At 41.7% G+C, this 24,193-nt stretch carries 20 protein-coding genes; 10 read left to right on the top strand and 10 right to left on the bottom strand.

Features of this window, described 5'->3' with window-relative positions; genetic code table 11:
* The first annotated feature begins 308 nt into the window (after positions 1-308).
* A complete protein-coding gene (gene xylA / locus MKS89_RS17590) occupies positions 309-1,628 on the top strand; it encodes a xylose isomerase (RefSeq protein WP_072954942.1) in 1,320 nt (439 codons plus the stop codon).
* Between the two features lie 154 nt (positions 1,629-1,782).
* Here xylA and zntB read toward each other — a convergent pair whose 3' ends face one another.
* The 6 genes from zntB to MKS89_RS17560 all read right to left on the bottom strand — a co-directional run bounded on the left by zntB (position 1,783) and on the right by MKS89_RS17560 (position 10,469).
* Positions 1,783-2,757 carry a zinc transporter ZntB gene (gene zntB / locus MKS89_RS17585; protein WP_072954940.1) on the bottom strand — a complete coding sequence of 325 codons (975 nt, stop codon included), beginning with the start codon at positions 2,755-2,757 and terminating at the stop codon, positions 1,783-1,785.
* A gap of 122 nt (positions 2,758-2,879) precedes the next feature.
* Entirely contained in the window at positions 2,880-3,353 is a 474-nt protein-coding gene (locus tag MKS89_RS17580; RefSeq protein ID WP_131814848.1) for a hypothetical protein, read from the bottom strand.
* Between the two features lie 338 nt (positions 3,354-3,691).
* Complete coding sequence (locus tag MKS89_RS17575; RefSeq protein ID WP_072954934.1) at positions 3,692-5,806, bottom strand: methyl-accepting chemotaxis protein; 2,115 nt, start codon at positions 5,804-5,806, stop codon at positions 3,692-3,694.
* A 60-nt stretch (positions 5,807-5,866) separates the two neighbouring features.
* On the bottom strand, positions 5,867-7,438 hold the full coding sequence (locus MKS89_RS17570; RefSeq protein WP_072954931.1) for an ABC transporter substrate-binding protein: 1,572 nt from the start codon (positions 7,436-7,438) through the stop codon (positions 5,867-5,869).
* Positions 7,439-8,189: 751 nt separating this feature from the next.
* Positions 8,190-8,846: a Qnr family pentapeptide repeat protein gene (locus tag MKS89_RS17565; RefSeq protein WP_072954929.1), complete on the bottom strand. Its 657-nt coding sequence runs from the start codon at positions 8,844-8,846 to the stop codon at positions 8,190-8,192.
* A 351-nt stretch (positions 8,847-9,197) separates the two neighbouring features.
* Positions 9,198-10,469 carry an O-acetylhomoserine aminocarboxypropyltransferase/cysteine synthase family protein gene (locus tag MKS89_RS17560; protein WP_072954926.1) on the bottom strand — a complete coding sequence of 424 codons (1,272 nt, stop codon included), beginning with the start codon at positions 10,467-10,469 and terminating at the stop codon, positions 9,198-9,200.
* Between the two features lie 426 nt (positions 10,470-10,895).
* On the opposite strand from MKS89_RS17560, the gene MKS89_RS17555 reads away from it, so the two are divergent.
* Complete coding sequence (locus MKS89_RS17555; RefSeq protein ID WP_159439555.1) at positions 10,896-11,069, top strand: hypothetical protein; 174 nt, start codon at positions 10,896-10,898, stop codon at positions 11,067-11,069.
* 1 nt (position 11,070) lies between these two features.
* On the opposite strand, the gene MKS89_RS17550 is transcribed toward MKS89_RS17555, so the two are convergent.
* Both MKS89_RS17550 and MKS89_RS17545 read right to left on the bottom strand, forming a co-directional pair.
* The gene (locus MKS89_RS17550; protein WP_072954924.1) at positions 11,071-11,706 is read right to left on the bottom strand and encodes a LysE family translocator; all 636 of its coding nucleotides are present in this window, start codon (positions 11,704-11,706) and stop codon (positions 11,071-11,073) included.
* A gap of 183 nt (positions 11,707-11,889) precedes the next feature.
* A complete protein-coding gene (locus tag MKS89_RS17545) occupies positions 11,890-12,126 on the bottom strand; it encodes a hypothetical protein (protein WP_131814847.1) in 237 nt (78 codons plus the stop codon).
* Positions 12,127-13,188: 1,062 nt separating this feature from the next.
* Between MKS89_RS17545 and MKS89_RS17540 the strand changes: the two genes are divergently transcribed.
* Positions 13,189-14,199, top strand: a complete 1,011-nt coding sequence (locus MKS89_RS17540) for a YeiH family protein (protein ID WP_072954922.1) — start codon at positions 13,189-13,191, stop codon at positions 14,197-14,199.
* A 10-nt stretch (positions 14,200-14,209) separates the two neighbouring features.
* Positions 14,210-14,641 (top strand): universal stress protein, encoded by a 432-nt coding sequence (locus MKS89_RS17535; protein ID WP_072954919.1) that lies wholly within the window; start codon positions 14,210-14,212, stop codon positions 14,639-14,641.
* Positions 14,642-14,769: 128 nt separating this feature from the next.
* Here MKS89_RS17535 and MKS89_RS17530 read toward each other — a convergent pair whose 3' ends face one another.
* Positions 14,770-16,356, bottom strand: coding sequence for a BCCT family transporter (locus MKS89_RS17530; RefSeq protein ID WP_072954916.1), 1,587 nt, complete (start codon positions 16,354-16,356; stop codon positions 14,770-14,772).
* A gap of 525 nt (positions 16,357-16,881) precedes the next feature.
* Between MKS89_RS17530 and MKS89_RS17525 the strand changes: the two genes are divergently transcribed.
* Positions 16,882-17,253 (top strand): glutathione S-transferase N-terminal domain-containing protein, encoded by a 372-nt coding sequence (locus MKS89_RS17525; RefSeq protein WP_072955119.1) that lies wholly within the window; start codon positions 16,882-16,884, stop codon positions 17,251-17,253.
* Between the two features lie 297 nt (positions 17,254-17,550).
* On the opposite strand, the gene MKS89_RS17520 is transcribed toward MKS89_RS17525, so the two are convergent.
* Positions 17,551-18,708 (bottom strand): iron-containing alcohol dehydrogenase, encoded by a 1,158-nt coding sequence (locus tag MKS89_RS17520; RefSeq protein WP_072954913.1) that lies wholly within the window; start codon positions 18,706-18,708, stop codon positions 17,551-17,553.
* 234 nt (positions 18,709-18,942) lie between these two features.
* Between MKS89_RS17520 and MKS89_RS17515 the strand changes: the two genes are divergently transcribed.
* The 5 genes from MKS89_RS17515 (at position 18,943) to uidC (ending at position 24,193) form a co-directional block, all read left to right on the top strand.
* Positions 18,943-20,820 (top strand): BglG family transcription antiterminator, encoded by a 1,878-nt coding sequence (locus MKS89_RS17515; RefSeq protein WP_072954911.1) that lies wholly within the window; start codon positions 18,943-18,945, stop codon positions 20,818-20,820.
* Between the two features lie 95 nt (positions 20,821-20,915).
* A complete protein-coding gene (locus tag MKS89_RS17510) occupies positions 20,916-21,236 on the top strand; it encodes a PTS lactose/cellobiose transporter subunit IIA (protein ID WP_072954909.1) in 321 nt (106 codons plus the stop codon).
* Positions 21,237-21,247: 11 nt separating this feature from the next.
* The gene (locus MKS89_RS17505) at positions 21,248-21,553 is read left to right on the top strand and encodes a PTS sugar transporter subunit IIB (protein ID WP_021019082.1); all 306 of its coding nucleotides are present in this window, start codon (positions 21,248-21,250) and stop codon (positions 21,551-21,553) included.
* 33 nt (positions 21,554-21,586) lie between these two features.
* Positions 21,587-22,918, top strand: a complete 1,332-nt coding sequence (locus MKS89_RS17500) for a PTS sugar transporter subunit IIC (RefSeq protein ID WP_072954907.1) — start codon at positions 21,587-21,589, stop codon at positions 22,916-22,918.
* 3 nt (positions 22,919-22,921) lie between these two features.
* The gene (gene uidC, locus MKS89_RS17495; RefSeq protein ID WP_072954905.1) at positions 22,922-24,193 is read left to right on the top strand and encodes a glucuronide uptake porin UidC; all 1,272 of its coding nucleotides are present in this window, start codon (positions 22,922-22,924) and stop codon (positions 24,191-24,193) included.

Below are 24,193 nucleotides of genomic sequence, written 5' to 3'. Positions count from 1 at the left end.
GTCTTTCTATCTCACAATCTCAAGATGCAGATTTCGCCTCATCTTGGCGTTGTCTGGCTATATATAAAGTCAAACGATTCAGGTTTGCATATTATGGAATAATTCAACGGAGTTATGATTTTTTATTTATGTGATCATATAGATAAGCCAATATTTTAAAAAAACAACACAGTTCAAATTTAAAAAAATGAATAATAGCGATAAGAAAAATCACAATTGCCGTCAACTCAACAATCCCTTCATGATGAATAGAAATTGAAATTGAGTTTATTCGCTCTGCATTTATCCACTCATACAGGAAAACCATCATGACTGAATTTTTCAAACACATTGAACCCATTCAATTTGAAGGGACAGAATCAGCGAATCCCTTAGCATTCCATCATTATGATGCGGACCGGATGATTCTTGGCAAATCAATGAAAGACCATTTACGTTTCTCAGCCTGCTACTGGCACAACTTCGTCTGGCCGGGTGCGGATGTATTTGGTGCAGCAACGTTTGACCGACCATGGCATCACGGCGGTAGTGCAATGGAGCTGGCTCGCTTGAAAGCAGATCTTGCATTTGAATTCTTTACCAAGCTCGGTGTGCCTTACTACTGTTTCCACGATGCCGATGTTGCCCCTGAAGGCAACTCCATCAAAGAATACATCAATAATTTCGCAGAAATGGTTGATGTCTTAGGGCAAAAACAACAGGACACTGGCGTCAAACTGTTATGGGGTACCGCCAATGCGTTCTCTCATCCACGTTATATGGCAGGTGCTGCCACCAACCCTGATCCAAAAGTATTTGCTTTTGCAGCCACTCAGATTTTTCATGCCATGAGTGCAACTCAAAAACTCGGTGGTGAAAACTATGTGTTATGGGGCGGTCGCGAAGGCTATGAAACCTTGCTGAATACCGATTTGCGTCAAGAACGCAAACAACTTGGCCGCTTGATGCAAATGGTTGTCGAACACAAACACAAAATCGGCTTTAAAGGCACCATCCTGATCGAACCGAAACCACAAGAACCAACCAAACACCAGTACGATTACGACTGTGCAACAGTTTATGGCTTCTTAAAACAGTTCGGGCTAGAAGATGAAGTGAAAGTAAACATTGAAGCGAACCATGCCACACTGGCCGGACACAGCTTCCATCATGAAGTCGCGACAGCAACAGCACTGGGTATTTTTGGTTCGATTGATACCAACCGCGGCGATGCGCAGCTTGGCTGGGATACCGACCAATTCCCGAACAGTGTGGAAGAAAACACACTGATCATGTACGAAATTCTCAAAACAGGTGGCTTCACAACCGGCGGGCTGAACTTTGATGCCAAACTCCGCCGTCCATCCATTGATGCAGAAGATATGTTCTACGGTCACATCGGTGGTATGGACATCATGGCATTGGCTTTCGAACGGGCGGCAAACATGATCGAAAATGATCTGCTCTCCAAACATATTGCACAGCGTTATGCTGATTGGAGTCAATCATTGGGCCGTCAAATTCTGTCAGGTGAACATTCATTAGCATCACTGGCACAGTTCGCGGTAGACAATGATATCGCGCCACAGAAAGTATCCGGCCAGCAAGAATATCTGGAAAATCTGGTCAATCGGTTTATCTATCGGTAATACACGCATTGAAAGAATGAGCTTACCGGATTAACCGACGCTCCTCGCCCCCTGACAGACGGTATTCGATATCAAACCGTCTCTCTTATCAAAACAGCTCAGCGCATATTGTGCTGAGCTGTTTTATGATGATGACGATGTGATTGGTTCAGCACTAAAACCAACGTTTGAGCCTGAAGAACCCTAAAATAATGAACATCACCACAACCAGCATGGCAGAAAACCAGAGAAAGGCACCGGGATTATCCGTCCCCGGGATCCCGCCGATATTCACGCCCAGCAGCCCGGTCAAAAATCCAAGCGGCAAAAACAGTGCTGCAATCAGCGACATGACATACATCCGCTGGTTCATCTGATCATTGACCTGACTGACCAACTCTTCCTGAGTCACCACCGCACGCTCACGCACCGCATCCAGTTCTTCGACGGAACGAATCAACCGATCAGTGCTCTCTTGTAAATAGAGCCGATCATCCGCCAGTAACCATGCTTTACGCTCAGCCATCATTTTCAACATCGCCTCACGCTGAGGGGCCAAATAACGCCGCAGATGAATCGTCTGACGCCGGATTTCCATCAATGCTTTACGCTGTCCGGCGGGATCTTCCGCTTCAAGCACGAGTTCTTCAATCTGCGCGATCCGGTCTTCAAACGTGGCAGCCACGGCATCAATCCGCAACGTCAGGTAATGGCACAATCTCACCAAAAAATCAGAAGAGTTGACGGGCCCTTCTCCCCGATGAAGAGATTGAATTAAATCACTGACCGACAATAATTTCCGCCGCCGGGTAGAGATAATCCGCTGCGCGTCAATCACTATCCTCACCGAGACCATATCTTCAGGGCTCGCGCCCTCACTCAGATTCACGCCACGCAAGAAGATCAATGATTGTTCATTAACGTGACTCACCCGCGGACGCGTGTCATGACTCAGTAAGGCATCCGCGACCAATTCCCCGACACCACTTTGATGCGACAGCCAATGACTACCCTGTTCATTGGCATAATCGATATGTACCCATAATGTGCCCTGTTCGGGTTGCCATGCATTGACCTGTTCCTGATCCAGCTCAACCGCACCACCTTGCCCATCAAATAATAAAGCTGCTATAAACGCATTTTGACTCATGCTGCCTCCGAGAATCCTGACCTTGTTTAAATTAGCAGATTTTCACAGATAAACATAAAGGAACAGAATGGGTTACACATCCCCTCGGTGACCCAATCATTCGTGGATTGACGACATCAATATTATGACGAAGCAGCGGGATTGTGAGCCGTCAGATCAACCACAATCGTCGTCAGATGCTCATGCCACTCGACCTGTGACAAACTTTGATAGTGAAAAACATGTCCGGTTAAACGAATACTCAAATGATGAGGACTTAACTGACGCATGTGGAATTCCGGAGTATCGGTAATCAGGAAGGGATCGCTCAACGCTTCATCAGGAGCGTGAAAATAATAAAGATAATGGTAACCTTGAGGGCCTTTTTTTTCGTTTTTTTCGCTTTCTTCGGGCTCCCGGTAACCCGTCAGCACCACCCCCGGTGCAATTTGCTCCGAGACTACCTGCATATTGGTGCGGTGGTGTTTCTTGCCAAACGACTGTGGTGTGAAATGCCCAATCAAACACCCAACAGCAATTAGAATAATCGTGCTTAACCCTCGCATACTTTCAGGCTCCTGCTTCTTTTCGCGGTCTACATCTCCCTCTACAGACATTCAGAGCACTGGTTAGTTCGAAAATGAGATAGATATCAATAATCCGATACACCGTACAACGCATATAGATAGCGTTGCGTTGATATCTGTCTGCTGATTTCGACTAAAAACTCAGTTTAGCGAGGTACTCTGGTCGCAATAAACCCAGAAATAAACCCAGAAGGGGCGGATTGATAAGAACGAGCGATGCAACTATCCTTCATTTGTCCGATTCACTCATGCAATCCTGAAAAATCCGTCCATGGATTTTTCACCCTGAGTACATTTGACTTGCTATTTTAGTCAGCAATTTTAATAGCACACCAAATTAGTGACAGTCTCATTTTTAGGAAAGCCCCTTACGACCGACGGCCAGAATGAGTGGATTCGGAACTGAGGGTGAATTTCTCCACAATGCCTTTCAGTCCAGACGACATCTCCGTTAGTTTCTGAGAAGTACCGGCGCCCTCTTTAGCTTCTGATGTTGTTTCAACATTTTTATCAGCGATACGATTTAAGTTGCTACTCGTATCATCAATGGTTCGAGCCTGCTCTTCGGAAGCAACCGCAATATTACCCATCAAGTCACATACCACTTCAATAGAGTCAACGATTTCTTTAAGGCTCTCAGACGAGTTTTCAGAAATTTCTGCACCGACTTGCGTTTTTTCAACCACAATTTCAATTAACTTAGCTGTTTCATTTGCCGCTTTTGTACTTTGTGCTGCCAAAGCACGCACTTCATCTGCAACCACAGCAAAACCTCTACCTGTTTCACCGGCTCTGGCGGCCTCAATCGCCGCATTTAAGGCTAACAAATTCGTTTGATTTGCAATGTTTTCTATCGCAGAAAGAATAGAAGAAATATTGCTGCTCGCCTCTCTGATATCATTCATAGCTGACACGGTTTTGCTAACAAGGTCACTCCCAAGTGAAGCCGACTGCTTCGCTTTCTGACTCAATTCATCAGCTTCTCTCGCTGTGTTAGCAGTAATCTTGACCTGCTCGTTAACCTCAACTATCGCCGCGGAAATCGACTGTATTGATTGTTCAGAACTTGCCGTATTCGACAATATTGTTTCGCTGGAAAGCATGACCTTATTGCTCTGCTCAACGATGCTATTGGTATAACCTGAAATATCGGTAACAATACTTTTCAGATCAGCATTCGTTTTAATCAGTGCATTAGTGATGACATCCTGTTGGCCGTTAGACGTTAAATTACTCGTCAAATCACCTTCTGATATTTTCTCCAAACTACTCACAAAAACCGTATCCAGCTTTTCTGCAAAGTTATCTAACGACGATGCCATGTCTCCAAGTTCATCTGAGCGTTTTATGTTTGCTCTCTTACGAACATTACCACTTGCCAATTGATTAACAATGTCGGTCATTTTAAGAATAGGATTGGTAATAGAGCGACTTAATACAATACCGATTGCAATGATAATGACGGCTGTAATCAACATTGAAAACATGACTGCCAGTTTTATTGCACTCACCGATGCGAAAGCTTCCCCACGTGATTTTTCTGCCACAATCGCCCATGTCGCACCCTCAAATCTTAATGGTGCATAGGCAGACAACACTTCACGCCCTAAATAACTGTCGATTAATTTTGAGCCTGTTTCACCCGACAGGGCAGCGTTAACTGCGATACTTTCTGCTTTATTATTTTTTGGATTGGCAAATGCATTCGCAACAGAATAATGTGTGCTATCCAAATGAGAGTCGGAACGCATTAAATTGTCTTTACCAACGAGGTAAGTTTCACCTGTTTCTCCGAGCCCTGAACGCTGAGACATAATGTCATTAATGACGCCTCCGGAAAGCTCTAAAATCACGACAGCGATTGTATCACCGCGTAAATTAAACACAGGTGCGCCAACAAAGAATCTCGGACTATTCTCCCGATAGCTATAGGGTGTAAAATCTTGAAAAATAACACGTTTTGTTTCTAAAACATTTTTCCATAAAACTGAGACTGGATTTTTTTCATCGAAGTTCTTCTTCACATTTGAACCAAGTTCCTCACCTTTTTTCACACTATAAATAATATGCCCCTTATCAGCAGATAATAATAAAAGGTCACGATAGCCCAGAACATCTACATATTTTAATAGATTTTTACTTCTTTCTTTCCAAATTGCTTTATAGTCTATGTTGTCAACGCCAAACTTATCATTTTCAGAAACGATTTCTTCTAACTCTTGATACACTTGCAAGGCACGAAATAACTCATATACATCTCTGCTATTTGATAGGATAGAAATATCTTTTTCTGCACTATTGAGATAGCTTTCTATTTGGTCCGCCTTAACATCTCGTGAACTTATCAGCTGATCCAATGCGTTACTTTCCAGTGCTGCAGTCGATTTCATTAATGAAATGGTCGCAACAATTGCAACAGGTAATATTCCTATTAAAGAAAAAATAAGTAACAATTGACTTCTAAGTTTTAGTTTTATTTTCATATTAAAATCTCGACAAAAATAAATTTTTCAAATGTTGAAGCAAGTGGCCACGTATCTTCATTATTGTTTTAGTGACCAGTGATCACCACTCACCTCAATTTCCCATAGTGGAAGAGAAGCCATTGGTAATGGGGTGTAAGAAACCTTCTTATTGACTGCAACAACCTTGTTTGGAGCCGGTACAACAAGCATATAAGCATTTTTATAGACATGATTAACCATTTTTGTCATAACTTCACTGAATTGCGGCGTGTTGGCGGCAGCTTTAAACATTTCATCAATATACTTACCCATCAGAGGATCCGCTGGCATCGTACTCCAGACACTATTGGGCTGATAAACAAAGGCGGCAGCCCATGGATGATTGAAGTACCAATCATCATCGCCCCACACAATCAAATCCCACGATTTTGTATTCTTACCCGCATTAGTAGACAGAACTTGTCCAAAAATAGTCGTTTCATCAACAATTTCAAAATCAAGTTTTACACCAACTTTGCGTAAATCTCGATCGATTGACCGCCAAAGAAACATGAACTTCTGTTGTGTTAGCACTTTAAGTTTCAGCCCACCGACAATGCTCTTTAGTTCCTGCCGTATTTTTTTTGGTGACTCAATTTCTGAATAGGCCTTCAGATTTTTTACAGCATCTTTAACACCAGGGAAATTGGGTGAAGCTAACGTAGGCTTTATTTGACCATAATCAGAAAATGCATAATGTAATAACTCTTGCTGATCGATTGCTCTATTCAGAGCAAGACGAACTTTTCTATCTTTTAGTTTTTCGTTACCATTCACCATATTGATATGAATGGCAATATTATCGGTTGATGGCCCTGTAATTAGTTTAGCGTAAGGAGAAGAGCTGACTAATTTAACATCAGAAAAGTCGATTGGCATGATATCCAAATGGCCTTCAGATTCCATGACATCATATAGTGCAACCTTGGGATCTAGCTTTGTGTAGATAGTGAATTTTTCTACTTTTACTAAATCTTTGTCATAGTAATAAGGGTTGGCAATTAATACTGCTTTATCTGTCTTTCTATCACCTTCTATATAACCTTCACTAAGGATATAAGGCCCTAATCCATAAGGACCGGCTTCAGCCAAATTCGGGCAGGTTGCTTTACCATTCCAGCCAAATTTTTTGAGATATTTTGTTGTATAAAATTGAATCCAGATGACATCATTGAGGAATGTTCCATACTTTTCTTTTAAATAGAACCTTACTGTATAATCGTCAACTTTTTCCGTATGGTCATATACAGTATTGATTTTACTAAACAAAAAGGGTTCCTTTTTGAAATACTCCATATTTTCAATCACTGCATCTGCATTAAATGGCGTTCCATCCTGAAACTGAACACCTTGACGTAACTTAAATTCATAGACGGTATCGCTAATTTGTGTATGAGATGTGGCCATATAGTATTCCCAACCACGTTCGTTGTTAGCGGGTCTTAAAAGTGCGCCATTTACAGCATGAGATGTGTAAAGATAAGGAAGGCTTGAAACATATATTTTAACATGTGAACCTTTCACTGGTGCAGCACCAGCCGTCGGTAAAAAAGATAAAATTAAAAATATAAAAAGTAATGAAGATGTGTTGCGTAAAAATGAAATACACATATATTTCTCCAAAATTCAGCAACATAGAGTGAATGGTTAATTGGTTTTATCATCCACCTAGTATTATTAACAAAAACTGAACCAAACTAAAAAATCTGATTTGCGCTAATCTATTATGATGCTTAAGAAGATGCGTAGTTCTGCTCACTGTCTAGCATCATCATATTTCTAACGTGAAGTCCCTATGATGGTGATGACTAAAGACAATACTTCAAGCATGTCATATTTTTATTTATTTTATTCACGTTAAAAAAAGCATAGCAGTTGGTTTATAGCGTGTAAAAAATAAAATATTACTTTTCTCAATAATCTAGCGTTGCCATATATAATGATGAAATACTTATGCTTAGTTGCATCACAACCTAACCTCCGTCACGACTTCGTACGACATATTGATATTTCTTACAGCATGGAATGTGACATCCCCTGCTAAGGGTCAGCAGACGCAATACTGCAGTCGTTGCACACCGCTTTATTAAAATTAACGCGGAGTAAAGATGCCACGCGTTACAAATCAATATGAGCGTTGCTCGCATTCTAGAGTTGCGGCTATTTGACCGAGAATCGCTGTACTTTGTACCACTAGACCCGATGATTGTGCATCAATTCCGTATGCAGTAATCACTAATATATAAAGCGTTTTATTATGCTTTGTCGCGTGAACATAGGGCCTGCTATTTGGGGAACCCAAATTTGTGACAGTACGAGGTCAATTGGTTCGTCTTGTTATATGCGTGGTTGAGAGAAAGTGCTAATCCGGAACAATGATCAGACCGAGTTGTTCTAGTAGTTGCTCTTGCTGCCAAGCGCATATTTTAACACCGGTCAGGTCTACCTTTCGTGGGTCTAAACCGTCAAGTTCAGAGTGACTTAAATCACACCCCTGCATTTTAAATTGACCCCAACAGTCTGCAGAAAAAGCACCCCGACTTAAATCTGACGCTTTAAACGAAGCATTTCTGAGGTTTGCACCAATCCATCTATTCTCGAATAAATCACATTTCTCAATAATTTGCTTCTCAAAATTTGCGTAAGTCAGATTACAGCCTGTGATGTATGCAGAGCAAAAATACATTTTATTCGACACCTGATTCACGAAGTTGGCCTGGCTAAAATTTGCACCTTTCAGATCACAATCTCTTAGCTCAATACCAAAACAATTAGCACCATTAAAATATGACATTGTAAGCCGACAGTCTTTAAACGAAGCATCGCGAAGATCTGAAAAAGAAAAATCACACCCTTCTAATTCACCTTGCTCGATAAAAGTACAGCCAGTGAACTGTGTATCTCGAAGGTTGGCTCGCTTAAAACAGCAACGGATAAACGTGCAGTTTATAAAGGTATGTTCACTCAAGTCTTGATGAGAAAAGTCTACTTGGGTGTATGACTGTTCAGTTTTTTCCATGTGCTCACCTCAAAAAATGATTTGATATGCAGGTTACCATTTACCTGAGACTTCTCAACAAAAACAAATCGCGAAAAAACAATAAGTTAAAACACCCCAAATTGACCAAAATAAGGCATCAAACGGGCGTTTTGAAGGGGCTAATTTTGAAATACCGCATGTGGGCTGCTAGAAAAAAGTTTGAGAGCACCTGATCGCTTTTAGAGAAAATACATCCCCCCTATAAAGTGGTGAGCAACACAATACAATGGGAAGGTGAGTAAAAACCAACCAGCGCCCGCCGACGCTGGTGTAAAACATAACTTTGTTAAAAAAGGCCCGACACTTCAATTCAGGGCCTCGCGTCACACTTTAGGCTTTATCTAACGCCTGAGATACATCAGCGATAATATCGTCAATATGCTCAATACCCACTGAGATACGCACCAAATCGGCACTCACACCCGCTTTTTTAAGCTCTTCTTCATTCAACTGACGGTGTGTAGTCGATGCTGGATGACATGCCAGTGATTTCGCATCACCAATATTGACCAAGCGTAAAATCATATCGAGCGCATCAATAAACTTGGCACAGGCATCAATCCCTCCGGAGATACCAAAACTCAAAATACCCGAGGCTTTGCCCTTCGTAATTTTTTGGCAGGTTTCATAATATGGGCTATCTGGTAGAGCAGCGTAGTTGACCCACTCTACTTTCGGGTGTTGCTGCAAATATTCCGCAAGGCGCTGGGCGTTTTCACAATGGCGATCCATCCGCAAACCCAGCGTCTCCAAACCTTGTAAAATTTGAAACGCATTCATCGGCGAAATGGCAGAGCCGGTATTACGCAGCGGCACCACTCGACAACGCGCTATATACGCGGCAGCACCTAATGCTTCGGTGTAAACCACACCGTGATAAGACGGGTCTGGCTCGTTAAGAATCGGAAAACGTTTCTTATTGGCAACCCAATCAAACTTGCCAGAATCAACAATAATACCGCCAATCGATGTACCATGGCCGCCAATATATTTAGTGAGTGAATGCACCACAATGTCAGCACCCAGATCAAACGGACGACACAAATAAGGCGTAGCGACCGTATTATCGACAATCAAAGGGACTCCGTGTTTGTGCGCAATTTCGGCTAAACGCACAATATCGACAATATTACCGGCAGGATTACCAATCGATTCACAGAATACCGCTTTGGTATTTTCGTCAATCGCGTTTTCAAAGCCTGCGAAATCATCGTGCGACACCATACGCACATCCACACCTTGGCGCGGCAGCGAGTGCGCAAACAAGTTATACGTCCCCCCATACAACTGGCTGGTACTGACAATATTATCCCCCACCTGTGTAATACACTGAATCGCATAGGTTATAGCAGCCATACCAGACGACACCGCCAGCGCTGCGATACCACCTTCCATCGCGGCCACACGTTTTTCTAACACGTCGGTAGTTGGGTTCATAATGCGGGTATAAATATTACCCGGCACGGCTAAGTTAAACAGATCCGCACCATGTTGAGTATCATCAAAGGTATACGATGTGGTTTGATAAATAGGTACAGCTGCGGATTTAGTGGTCGCTTCAGACTTATAGCCTTCATGCAGAGCAATAGATTCGAGTTTCATAGCATATCTCGTTTAAATTTATCGTGATTATATTACTAAATAACAGCTCTCTTTTTTGGTTAAGAAAAGCCACTATTCTATGATTTCCGTTCAGTTTACTGCCGTTCTCAGATCCCTCATTGTGCTAATCACAGAACAATAAAAACCTTCTAGGCAACTGCATATCTAGAGTATTAATTAAACGGATCCATTGCAAACGTATCACAACGACCATAAAAACGTTAAGCCAAAAGCTTACTTAATATATCTATTAATAATTTGATTTTATAGAAATTAGTAAATATGAACCATTATTCTCCGGCAACATGCGACTAACCACTACGCTGTAAACACAAAATTCAATCTAGAACTATATACTACAAGACCATAAAACTAAGGCTATCATTATGTAACTTTGCCTTTAAGAACGCATAAATCAGGATCTACATGTCACAAATAGTACTCTCTCATCAGTTAAAAACGGCTCTTTCTCCTTGGGGTAATCTTAAAGACGAATCACTGCATCAACTTGTCAATATATTTACACCGTGCAATGTAAAATCAGGCGCACATTTAATCATGCCGGGAGAAGCATTTGAGCGGATTGGTACTGACGTCTAGATCATCGAGTACTCGCGGCAAGACGCACACCTAAGGTAACGAATAAAGCTCCAAGGCCTCGATCCAGCCAAAGCCCGACCTGCCGATTTTTCTTAAGGAGTGAACCCAGCCGAGCCCCTGCCAGAACCAAGGGCGGTTCTATGAAAGCGGCGACAACAATTATGAGGCTCCCGTGAAGAAAGAGCTGAGCACCACTGGAGCCCGCCCCCTCGACAACGAACTGTGGTAAGAAGGCGAGAAAGAAAATAGCCACTTTTGGATTAAGCGCTGAAACCAACACGCCTTGCCAATAAACGGAATGCTGGCTCTGATTGTTTAAACTCTCACTCGTAACAAATGAGTCGCCACGCGACAGCAGCATCTTGATTCCAAGCCATATCAAATAAGCAGCGCCCAGCCATTTCACTATCGAAAAAGCCAGCGCTGACGCTGCGAGGATTGCCGAAAGTCCGACTGCCGCCATAACCACATGCAGTCCGGCCCCTGTCCAAGCGCCAAACATAGCAGCAAAACCTTGGCGCCTTCCATTGCGAAGTGTCTGTCCCAAAATAAAGGCAATATCTGGCCCAGGCGAAAGGTTCAAAAGAACCGCTGCCGACAAAAAGGTCATCCAGTGTAGGATCGTATAGTCAAACATTTCTAGCTCCCAATCAAACAGCCACAGTGACAGCAGCACTGCACATAACAGTTATTAAACAGCATCCTGCCGTATAACATCCCAGCATTGCTCTGTATAACACAACTTCTGAACATAAGAATTATTATCTATCTTGCTGAAAATACAAGTGAAATAATAAATAAAAATGAGATGTGGTATAGATTACAGCGCAGTGCTGTTTAATCTACCGAGTGTTCTTCTGTAAGTGAACTTGAACGATATGCTCAGGATGAGATTTTCTTCTTTTTCTCGGCAGAGAAAATCAATGTAATCTAATTGTGTATCAAGATTTGGGGCCAAAGGCTGGGGAGATGAACATTGTGGCGCTGTTGTTTGGTGCGCAGTGAGTTTATTAATTTCTGCGGCATCTGATACACGCGCCCCAGATACTTTTGGCATTCCAAAAGTATCCAAAAGAACGGTTTAGGTTCGTGGACGCTGGCCGGGTCGGATTGATTCGCTCCTGCTCAAGCAATCCTGAAAAATCGTCCTGATTTTTCACCCTGAGTCCTGTGACCAAATTGGCTTTTTGCTATGTTTTACCCAATCCAAATCAACCACGCAACAAAGAAAACCATTCACGGAAGAATGGTTAGGCTTTTCCGGGCAGGACGCCCGTAAAAGGCGGTTCTGGACAACGTGCGACGCCGTCAAATAAAAAAGATTTTCTGGTTCGTCTTTCATCTCTGAAAGATGAACTGGCGCACAGAGCACCAATGCCTCTGAAATCGAGAAACTAAACTGTGCGTCAAAATTTGGGGCCGGAGGCTGGGGAAATATAAAAATTGAGGTGCAGCGGTTTGGTGCGCAATCTCTTTCCTCGATTTCATTAACTTCTTCGAAAGCGCCCCAGGTACTTTTTCACGGCAGAAAAAGTACCCCAAAATGCCTAAGGGTTGAGTTCAGCGCACCGAATCAGGGTCGGATTGATTCGCTCCTGCTCAAGCAATCCTGAAAAATCGTCCTGATTTTTCACCCTGAGTCCTGTGACCAAATTGACTTTTTAAGCATGTTTCACCGCACGCAAATCAACCACCCAACAAAGAAAACCATTCATGGAAGAATGGTTAGGCTTTTCCGGGCAGGACGCCCGTAAAAGTCGGTTCTGGACAACGTGCGACGCCGTCAAACAAAAAAAGATTTTCTGGTTCGTCTTTCATCTCTGAAAGATGAACTGGCGCACAGAGCACCAATGCCTCTGAAATCGAGAAACTAAACTGTGCGTCAAAATTTGGGGCCGGAGGCTGGGGAAATATAAAAATTGAGGTGCAGCGGTTTGGTGCGCAATCTCTTTCCTGTCTTTTTATACAGGATTTATGAGTCCCCTCTTTGTGCCATCCATAAAGAAACCATGAATGTATTGCCGTAGATGTTCAATAGAACTAAACGTTTGTAAATTTTATCTAGATATCAGTATTAGTACTAATTAGTTAACATAGAATCATCGCTTATGGGGGACTTATGAAATATCTAAAAGGTATTATATTTACACTGATATTGTCATTGATATCTTATTATTTATCTACAATGGATTTTTTCAGGCATTACCAAATTAGCTCGTTGGTGATTTGCATTATTTTAGGGATGATTATTGGTAATATAGCGGGCTCTAGAATACCAAAGTCTGCTGAAAGTGGAATAAAATTTAGTCAGCAAAAGTTGCTTAGGTTAGGAATCATTCTCTACGGTTTCTTTATCACTTTCCAACAAATTATTAGTGTAGGCAGTGTAGGTCTTATCACCGATCTTATTATTATTTCGGTGACATTTGTTGGAGGTTCTTATATTGGTATCAGATTCTTAAAAATGGAAAAAGAAGCCGCTATGCTTACTGCTGTAGGGTCTTCAATTTGTGGTGCCGCAGCCATTTTGGGTACCGAGCCGGTCATAAAACCTAAACCTCACCATACAGCGGTTGCGGTGGCGACTGTCGTGATTTTTGGTACGCTTGGCATGTTTGTTTATCCTTTGATTTATCATGTATTTGCAGTGAATGATACCATCATGGGAATTTATACCGGTGCTACCATCCATGAAGTTGCACAAGTCGTGGCAGCGGCTAATGCAATGAGTCATGACATATCGGTTACTGCCGTTATTGTGAAATTAACTCGAGTGATGATGCTAGCGCCTTTCTTAATGATTTTGAGTTATTACCTTACCCGTAATCGTGCCAATTTGTCTGGAGAAAAAGTAAAAATCACTATTCCATGGTTTGCTATTTTCTTCGTTGTTGCTGCGGGTATTAATTCAACTCATATTATTCCGGTAGCGGTTGTTGGGATTCTAACTAAAGCGTCTGTGTTCTTATTAACCATGGCTATGGGGGCATTGGGTCTAGATACAAATATTAACAAAATTCGTGGTGTAGGAATTAAACCGATTATTTTAGCTACTATTTTATGGATTTGGTTGATCGTTGGTGGTTATTTCGTTACCAATCTAGTTTCAACCGGTATTCATCTACTTTAAGGAATCACTTATGTCTTACCACAATATTTTGGTCGCAATTAATACTAATGAAAACTTAAAAACTATAGTCAATAAAGGAATTGAAATAGCTCGTAATCATAACGCGACTTTATCTACCATTCATATTGACATGAAATTTGAGGATTTCTATATTGGCGAATTAGACTTCGACTTTGAAAAGTATGATGAAATGGCCCGAGATCGCTCTCAATCCGACATTTTAGCAAAGCTGGGGGATCTTGATTACCCAATTACCAATTCAATTATTTGTTCGGGTGATCTATCCAATGAAATTATAGATACCATAAAGAAAAATAATATCGATTTATTAATTATGGGCCACCATCATTACAGTCGATTAGGACAGTTTTTTATGTCCGTTTCTGCTCCGCTAATTGAAGCAATGCCCTGTGATATCCTGCTAATAAAAGTTACACAGTAGCTGTAAAAAGGTCATGCTGTTTACTTAAAATTTGGCGAAAACGGTGACAATATGACTAAAGAGTGATTAGACAATTAAAAAAGACCAGCTAAGGCTGGTCTTTTTGAACGGATAAACGTGACCCAAAACTACTTAGAATAGAGGTGAAGTTCGGTTCGAAGTCCCCTGACTAAGCTAACGCACATCAATAGCAATATGAAGTTAAATGGCAGCGCCGTTGTCACCACGCCAGATTGCAATGCTTGCAAGGCGTCAGTACCGCCAACCCATAGCATCATCGCGGCAATCGCTCCTTCAATCGATGCCCAGAAAATACGCTGCGGTACAGGTGCGTCGATTTTCCCTCCCGCAGTGATGCTATCGATAACCAACGAGCCGGAGTCTGATGATGTGATAAAGAAAATCAAAATGAGAGCAATCGACACGACAGAAATAATGTGCCCGAACGGGAGTTGATCGTAAACTTGGAACAAAGTAAGAGAAATATTCGTTAATCCATTCGTACCTAATTCACCCACTTTATTGATCACTTGACTAAGCGCTATACCGCCAAAAATCCCCATCCAAACAATGGTCATCAAAGTCGGAATAAAAACAACTGAAAATAAGAACTCACGAACCGTACGGCCTTTAGACACGCGCGCGATAAACATACCGACGAATGGTGACCATGAAATCCACCATGCCCAATAGAACACCGTCCAGCCGTGCATCCATGTTTTATCTTCTCGCCCATATGGGTTGCTTAGTGGGATAATACTTTTAATATAGGCAATGAACGTCTCGGGTACGGATGTGATCGCGATATTAAAGCAAACCGCCGTGATGAAAATGAGGAGTATGAAAGCGAATAGCATATTAATATTACTCAGTACTTTCACCCCACCATCAATCCCGCGAATCACTGAAATGATTGCAATCAGCGTAACAAAAACAATGACCGTCAATTGCATACCAAACCCGCCGTCGGTACCAAAGACGTAGTTGATACCGCTAGTTGCTTGCTGAGCACCAAGCCCCAGAGACGTTGCCAGACCAAATAACGTGGCCAATACGGCCATAATATCGATAATGTGGCCCAGCCAGCCCCAAGCTCTATCCCCAAAAATCGGATAAAACACAGAGCGTATAGACAGGGGCAAGCCTTTATTGAACGCAAAAAAAGACAAGGCGAGAGCAACGATCGCATAGATGGCCCAGCCGTGGATTCCCCAATGGAAAATCGTCGCCCCCAGAGCAAGGGATTTCGCTTCTGGTGTCATCGGTTCGACATTGAGTGGGGTTCCCCACCAATCGGTGAAGTAGGCGGTGGGTTCTGCCACGCCCCAAAACATGAGGCCAATCCCCATCCCCGCCGCAAAGAGCATCGCAAGCCAAGAACTACGGGAGTGATCTGCGACGGCGTCCTTACCCCCGATACGGATTTTCCCTAGCGGGGACAACATAATAACGAGAGTAAAGACCACAAAAAAGTTTGCCGACCACATAAAAAACGTATCGAACTCTTCAATAATACCGTTTTTTACAGCGTTCAATGCCTCTTTAGCAGCGCTTGGTTCAATAAAAAGCACTGAACCTAGAAATAATAAAACGAGTGCAGCACTGATGCCAAAAACGGGGTTGTGTATATCGAACCCCCACTTTTGTATATTGTCCTGACCAACCTGATAATCCGTCGTATCTATACTGTATTTCTTAAATGCATCTTCATCCATAGTAATGCCTTAATCGTTAGTTCTCTATGTCTTTCAAAAGCGAAAAATTAGCAAAAATCAGTAAAAAAAAGCTGTAATTGTTTAGTGCTCTAATTTTATTTTAGGTGATATTAACAGTATAACTATCTATTTTGCAATTAATCTGTCCCGAGCGATGTACCAGTTGAATCGATCGATTGAGCACCAGAACGCACAGACTTGCCAGAAGGCAGCGATAAAATAAAGGTTACTTTTTATCCATTGAGTTCACCCAACACTTGCAATAAAAAGCAGATTTTCTAATACTTCAACAAAAAAACAGCATCTAAATACTAGAAATACTCATTTCTATACTGCTGAATACGTTGTTTTCCCTGATTTAACTCGCATCTGATCCTAGCACACCGTTATTCATAAGAACGCATATGGCGCAACAATTTAGAATCAATTCCCTTGCCCTTAAATTATTAGCATTTTATCGTTAGAATGGCGGCAGTTGGGTATGACCCATCTTCATTTATTTTTTGAGAACAAGCGAGCATGCACATGAAATTACTTATCAACGTCATCCGTAACCTACTTGGCTACATCATTATTGCAGTTGATCTCATCACCCGTGGCCCTAAAAAAAAGCGCGACCCCGAAAAACAAAAAGAAATTAACCAAGCGCTAACCAACCTCTCCCTTTACCAGTTTTCGGCCTGCCCATTCTGCACTAAAACGCGCAGAGCGATGTATAAGCTGAACCTGCCGATTGAAAAGCGTGACGTGTCAGAAGGCTCAAAATACCGAACAGAATTGCTTGAGGGGGGTGGTAAAGTCAGAGTGCCTTGCTTACGGATTGAACAAGATGGCAACGTTGAATGGATGTATGAATCTTCAGATATTATCAACTACCTAGAAAAGCGCTTTGCTTAAATATATTGAATATAGCATTTGACGCAGAAAGGCGCCGATTGAAGACACTCTGAATCCTGCATCTTGAGGTTACTTGGGTATAAACCGAAAACGAATGGTGAACAACATACCACTAAAATCACCACATCATATTTTAATTATTCAAAGCAACGTATAGTAAAGCACGATGCTGTCTCATCTGCCGAGCGATATTTTTATGAGCCAACAGTGTGGCACCGGAATATGACACTCAACCCACAGACAAAAAAACAGCCCAGTCATGTTCTCATCACTGGGCTGTTTTGATTCACTGTACGGTTACAGCGCTAATTTCAATATTTCTGCGGCATCTTGCGGGGTAATATCTTGGTGCTCTCCGAGCGCAAGCAGGCCGTGGGCTGTCAGTTTTTCTTCCACTGCCGGAATATCTTTCTCACTCAGGTTGTAGTCAGAAAGTCGGGTTGGATTACCCATCTGGATGAAGAAGTCTTCGGTTTTCTGAATTGCCAGCTCGATCTGCTCATCTTCTGTACCCGATGTAATATTGAGTACGCGGTGGGCATACTGCAACAGTTTGCCTTTTTTCTGCTCTTTTTTGTAACGCCATAATGCAGGCATCACAATCGCCAGCGTCTGAGCGTGGTCGAGGCCATACAGCGCGGTCAGTTCATGACCAATTGCATGGGTTGACCAGTCTGATGGCACACCATTTTTCAATGTACCGTTGAGCGCCATTGTTGCTGTCCACATCAGATTGGCGCGCACCTCATAATCCTCAGGCGTCGCCAGCGCTGCCGGGCCGTCTTCCAGCAAATTGGTCAACAGGCTTTCCGCAAAACGGTCAGAGACTTTCGCATTGACCGGATACGTCATGTACTGCTCCATAATGTGAGCAAAACTATCAACGGCACCATTAGCGATTTGTCGGGTCGGCAGTGTATACGTGGTTTGTGGATCAAGTATCGAGAATAACGGCAGCACAAAATCAGAGCCAAAGGCTAATTTATCTTGTGTTTCTGCCCGGGTGATCACACTGTTTCCGTTCATCTCAGAGCCGGTTGCCGGCAACGTCAGTACACAACCCAAAGGCAAAGCACGCTTCACACAAGCACCACCGGTGGTAATGATGTCCCAGTAATCACCGTCATAACATGCAGCGGCGGCAATCAACTTACTGCCATCAATCACCGAACCGCCACCGACAGCCAGAATGACATCGATCTGCTCTTGTTTCACGACTGCAACGGCTTTGATCAAGGTTTCGTAATGCGGATTGGGCTCAATGCCGCCGAACTCGACGACAGAACACGCTTGAAGCGCATCGAGCACTTGCTCATAGACACCGTTCGCTTTAATGCTCCCGCCACCGTAAGTCAGCAAAACGCGGCTATTGGGCGCAATTTCTTCTTTCAGTGCGGCAATCTGACCTTTACCAAAATGAATTTTGGTTGGACTAAAGTAAGTAAAGTTATTCATACGATCTCCTGATGCTAACTCAATATTGTTGCCAACTAGTCTAGTTGGTACCGGATTCAATGCCTACCGCAAATTGTATTCTTCTTGATACAAAAAAACGAATTGCATATGTCATTCGCTGCCAAATGGCATCTAAGTTCACACAATATTCTTCCACATCTGTCTACCTTATCAATATCTGGAGTAGTGTCTCAGGCGGGAATATCATAGAGAAAAATAATAGGGGTGAAGCAGATGAATCATAAGTTGTCTGAAATACTAACATTATTGAGAGAGGATTGTTATCAGTCTGCCAGAAACATTGCAAACAAGGTCAACACGAGTGAAAAGACGGTTCGAAACAGAATCAAATTACTGAATGATGAGTTGAATGAGCACGGTGCGGCAGTGCTATCAAAACCAAACATGGGATATACTCTCATCGTTCACAATGAGGTCGAATTTTCCCAATACAAACGTAGTTTTCTTTCAGATATTACACACCCTAAAACACCGGATGAAAGAGTTATTTTTTTACTCTCCTTTTTAATATCCAGAATCAATTATATAAAAATAGACGATATTTGTGACAATATTTATGTATCAAGGAATACACTCAGTTCTGACATCAAGAAAGTCGAAACAATTTTAAATCACTATCAATTGAGAATTAATAGAAGACCTAATTATGGCATCCTGATTGAAGGTGATGAAATACATAAGAGAATGTGTATTTCTGAGCAGATCATAGATAGTAACTTCAATGTGTCAGAATTCAACATTTCACATGATTTGATCAACATCATCAATACATTTGTTGTCACGACACTGATGAGTAAAAACATTACCGTGTCTGACTCCTACCTTGATGATTTAGTGAAGCATATCTTCATCTCTTTAGAGAGATTCAAAGATGGGTTTTACATCATGAGCATTGACAACCGTGAGCATGAAGAAAATCTTGACTTATTGTCAGCAGCTCATGAAATCTCAGACTGTATAGCCAAAGAATTGAACACCTATCTTTCAGAGAAAGAAATTCAGTATCTGTCGCTGCTATTATCAGCAAAACTGCCGTCAAGTGCATACAAAAGAAACAACAATCTGGTTATATCAAGATATATTGATGATTTAACCAGCAAAATGTTCAAAGAGATTCTTGACTCTCACAATCTTAATTTCTTTCAAAACTTCGACCTCAGATTATCCATCAGTAAGCATCTCGTTCCATTTGATCTGAGAATGAAATATGGCATCCCGGTAACCAACCCACTGAAATTAGAAATCATTAAAGAATTACCTTTTGCTTTCACCTTAGCAAGTACCGCAAGCCTTGCATTATCCATGCACTATGGCACTCAAATTAGTGAAGATGAAATCACTTACTTTGCGATGTTGATTGAATTAGCCTTGGACAAAAACAGAAAGGGATCGGTCAAGAAAAATATTGTGATCGTCTGTTCGTCCGGGAAAAGCACCAGCCAGCTTATTATCAGAAAATACAGAAATGCATTCGGAGACTATATCGATAATATATTTGAATGTTCCTCATATGAACTTGCTGATTTTAACTTTGAAGCGCATCAAATTGACTATGTTTTTTCCACTGTAAAAATTGATATCGATATACCGGTTCCTATCGTTGAAGTCAGTCATTTCTTAGAAAGTAAAGAAGTTGATTTATATACGGATATGTTTGAAAAAGACAGTATTGTCACGACATTTTACCGCCGAGAATTATTTTTTAATCACATTAATGAAAATAGCAAGGACGACGTCATCAAACGATTGTGCGAGCTTGCTTCTGCGTCTATTCAGATACCTGAGACATTTCTTGATTCCGTCAATAAAAGGGAAGAATTAGGTCAGACGGACTTTGGCAATCTGGTTGCAACCCCTCACCCCTACAAAATCATCAGTGATCAGGATTTTGTGATTGTCGGTGTGCTGAAAGAACCGATTTGGTGGGGTAAAAACTACGTTCAGGTTGTCCTGCTGACGTCGGTTTCATCAAAAGAGAATGAGGCCCAAGAAACATTCTATGCAAGAACTAGCCGATTTGTGTTTAACGAGGATGCTGTTAAGAAATTAATTGCTGAACCGTCATTCGATAATTTCATCTCTCTTTTATAACATCACCGAAAATTTCCACATTAGAAAAGGAAAATATCTAAGTAGAGTTTTTCTATAGTCTATTTATTATGTAATTTAGTTAATAGGAGTTATTAATGGATATTTCACTAGAAGATATTGTAACTGAGTTGGTTGTAAATGGTGGCTTTGCGAAAAGCAAATCTATTATGGCAATTCAATGTGCAAAGAAGGGCTTCTTCTCGGATGCTGATACATGTATTAAAGAAGCAAATGAAGCGCTATTAAAAGCCCATCAATTTCAAACTCACCTACTTCACGAAGAAGCAAATGGAAACCGTCTCTCAAATGTTTCTTTAGTTATTGTTCATGGTCAGGATCATTTAATGAACGCAATCACATCTCGTGATCTCGCAATTGAAATGATCGATATGTATAAATTAATCCACAGTAAATAAAAGGTAACAAAATGATTAATATAATTTTAATTTGTGCTGCCGGTATGTCTACATCGATGCTCATGCAAAAAATGAAAGACAGTGCAGAAAAAAGAAACCTTGATATTAGTGTTTTGGCAATGCCCGAGGGCAAACTGGATTCATATAAAGAAAATATAGATATATTACTTCTTGGTCCTCAGATTATGTATCTAGAAGATAAAATTCGAGGCATATATGAAGAAAAAGGCGTGAAGGTCGCTGTCATTGATATGGTCGATTACGGAAGTATGAATGGGGATAAAGTCCTTGATGATGCGCTTTTGTTATTAGGTTAATTACATTTACCTCTTCCTACGCATGGTACCCTTATGAATATTAAAAATAATAGTCCATTAATTAAAAATATAAATAAATATGTAAATATAATTCAAACCAGTAAATTTGTTAATGGGATTACAGGCGGTATGATGGCCGCCATGCCGATTACTATATTAGGCGCATTTGCAGCACTGTTCCTGAATCTACCGATCGATGCATATAAAGAATTTATTGCATCATCTGGCGTCGCGACAGCACTGAAACTTATCGTAATGTTCACCACGAACTTTTTAGCAGTTATCTTTTGCGTTTCGATTGCGGGTAGTTATGCCAAACAACATGATGAAGATCCATTATTCTGCGCAATATTAGCATTCATCTGCTTTTTCATTGTTACGCCAATGGATATTTCACCAAGCGGAATGCCGGTCATTGGTATGAAATGGCTCGGAGGATTTGGTATTTTTACCGGGATTGTCGTCAGTATGGTCTCTACCCGGCTCTATATCTATCTCCGGACGAAAGGCTTCACCATAAAAATGCCCAACAGTGTCCCACCGGTTGTCGCGGATAGTTTTAGTAGTTTAATTCCCGGATTCGCTTCTGTTATCTTCTTTACTGCTATCTCTGTTATTTTTCAGTCCACATCTTTTGGCAGTGTCCACCAGTTTGTTTATTCATTCCTTCAAACGCCTTTGGAAGGTGTCGGTGGCAATATTATATCGATTCTTATCTTGTGGACATTTGCTCAGCTCCTATGGTTCCTCGGTATCCATGGTACGCTGGTTATCTATTCGGTGGTCTTGCCTATTTTTACCGCAATGGATGCGACCCAACTCGCCGCATATGCCGCAGGAGAAGCACTTCCCAATATTACCGGCCGCGCATTTGTGAGCACTTATACCATGTCCGCAAGTGCTATTGGTTTCACACTTTTAATGATGTTCGCATCAAAGAGTCAGCACTATAAAAAATTAGGGAAACTCACAACTATTCCAGCGTTATTCGGTATTAGTGAGCCCTTAGTATTTGGTACACCACTGGTCTTCAATTTCCGTTTTATTATTCCATTTGTTTCTTTAAATGCGATTTGTTTAACCATCGCTTATTTCGTCACATATATTGGTTTAGTTCCGAGAGTTGCAGGTATTACACCTATTTCAGGTATGCCAATTATATTAAACGGCATTATGGAAGGTAGCTGGAAAATTGCAGTCGTGCAGGTATTTCTTGTGCTGGTACAGATTGTTTGTTGGTACCCATTCTTTAGAAAAGCAGATAACGAATCTTATCTTAAAGAATGTGAAGAAGCGAAAAAGGACGAGGATAATATTTCCGATACGGAATCTTCTCGTTTAACAAAAGTAAACGAAGGAGCATAAACCATGAAGAGATTATTCATCCCAACTTTAAGCGCTGTCATCGTCGCAATGTTATCCACTTCAGTTTTCGCCAGCGAATCCGACAATAACGCTGATTCATTACGATTACGTTTAAAAAATGATTTTCGTAAAGCCGAGCGACCGAGTGCCGGGCCAAGCGGTCAAGATATTTATGCATGGGTCCAAGGCACGATGGTCGATTTAGACACTCACTATTTCTCTGACTTTGTCGGTGTCACCGGCAGTGCTTACTATGTTTACAAATTAGGGGCAGATGGCTCAAGTAGCACCAGAGGTTACTTAAGAGGATACGACAGCTTTTCACTGACCCAAGGGGCACTGAAATTTAAGCTCAATGATGATCTCAAGTTGAAAGTTGGTCGCTTTGGTACCGATAGTGGTTATGGCAGCTTGCCTTATGATGTCCCGTTGATTTCAAGTGGCTCGAATCGGACGATGCCGACGTTATCCGAAGGCGCGCTTGTTCACTACGATCTCAACGAGAATGTGGAATTGTGGGGCATGTGGCGTCAACGCGTATTTCTCTGGACAGACGTCGGAACGGGTGTCCGGGATGAAGGAGTCTTCGACTCAAGCACCGGAACCTATTCCAAGAAGGAACCTCGGGCATTCTTAGCCGGTAGTTGGCACGATGACCAGAATCGCGTTGATCTGGGTTATTCTTGGCAGGATGATGTTTCTTCTCAGGTTGAATTGAAATTACAAAGAAAAGATTCGTTTGATGACCAAAGTAATATTCGCTATGAATTCCTGACACTGAACGCGTCATTAAGTGGTTTATCGAAAGCCGCAAGTTATCACAATGATACCCAAGTCTATTCTGGAAAAATTACCTATACCAATGCCGATATAAGTTATTTCGGCGGATTGGGTTATGTCAGCCATGTATTAAATGGTATCGGTACAAATGTGAATACAGATATTGGTTATGTCGGCTCTCTGAGTATCGATAGAAATAAAGAAGATATGTATTCCTTACAAATCGGTGTGAATTATACGATCAATAATAATTTCTCCGTCATGGTTGCACCGTTAATGACGGATGGATATGAAGATACCCGCAGAACGATTTCTATTAAGGGGAAAGGTGTGGTAGCCGCTGTATTCTACAAAGTTAATTCTGGTCCGCTTACGGGATTAAGAGCATTCGTTGCATCCGATGTGGCCAATGAAAAACGCTCAGGGAGTGCTTTAGGCGATGATCTGGACTATTGGGATATCAAAGCGGGTATTCAGTATGACTTCAACCTTTAA

The organism is Vibrio gazogenes, assembly GCF_023920225.1.
In the GTDB taxonomy this organism is placed as follows: Bacteria; Pseudomonadota; Gammaproteobacteria; order Enterobacterales; family Vibrionaceae; genus Vibrio; species Vibrio gazogenes.
This window is presented reverse-complemented; position numbering and strand designations above follow the sequence as displayed.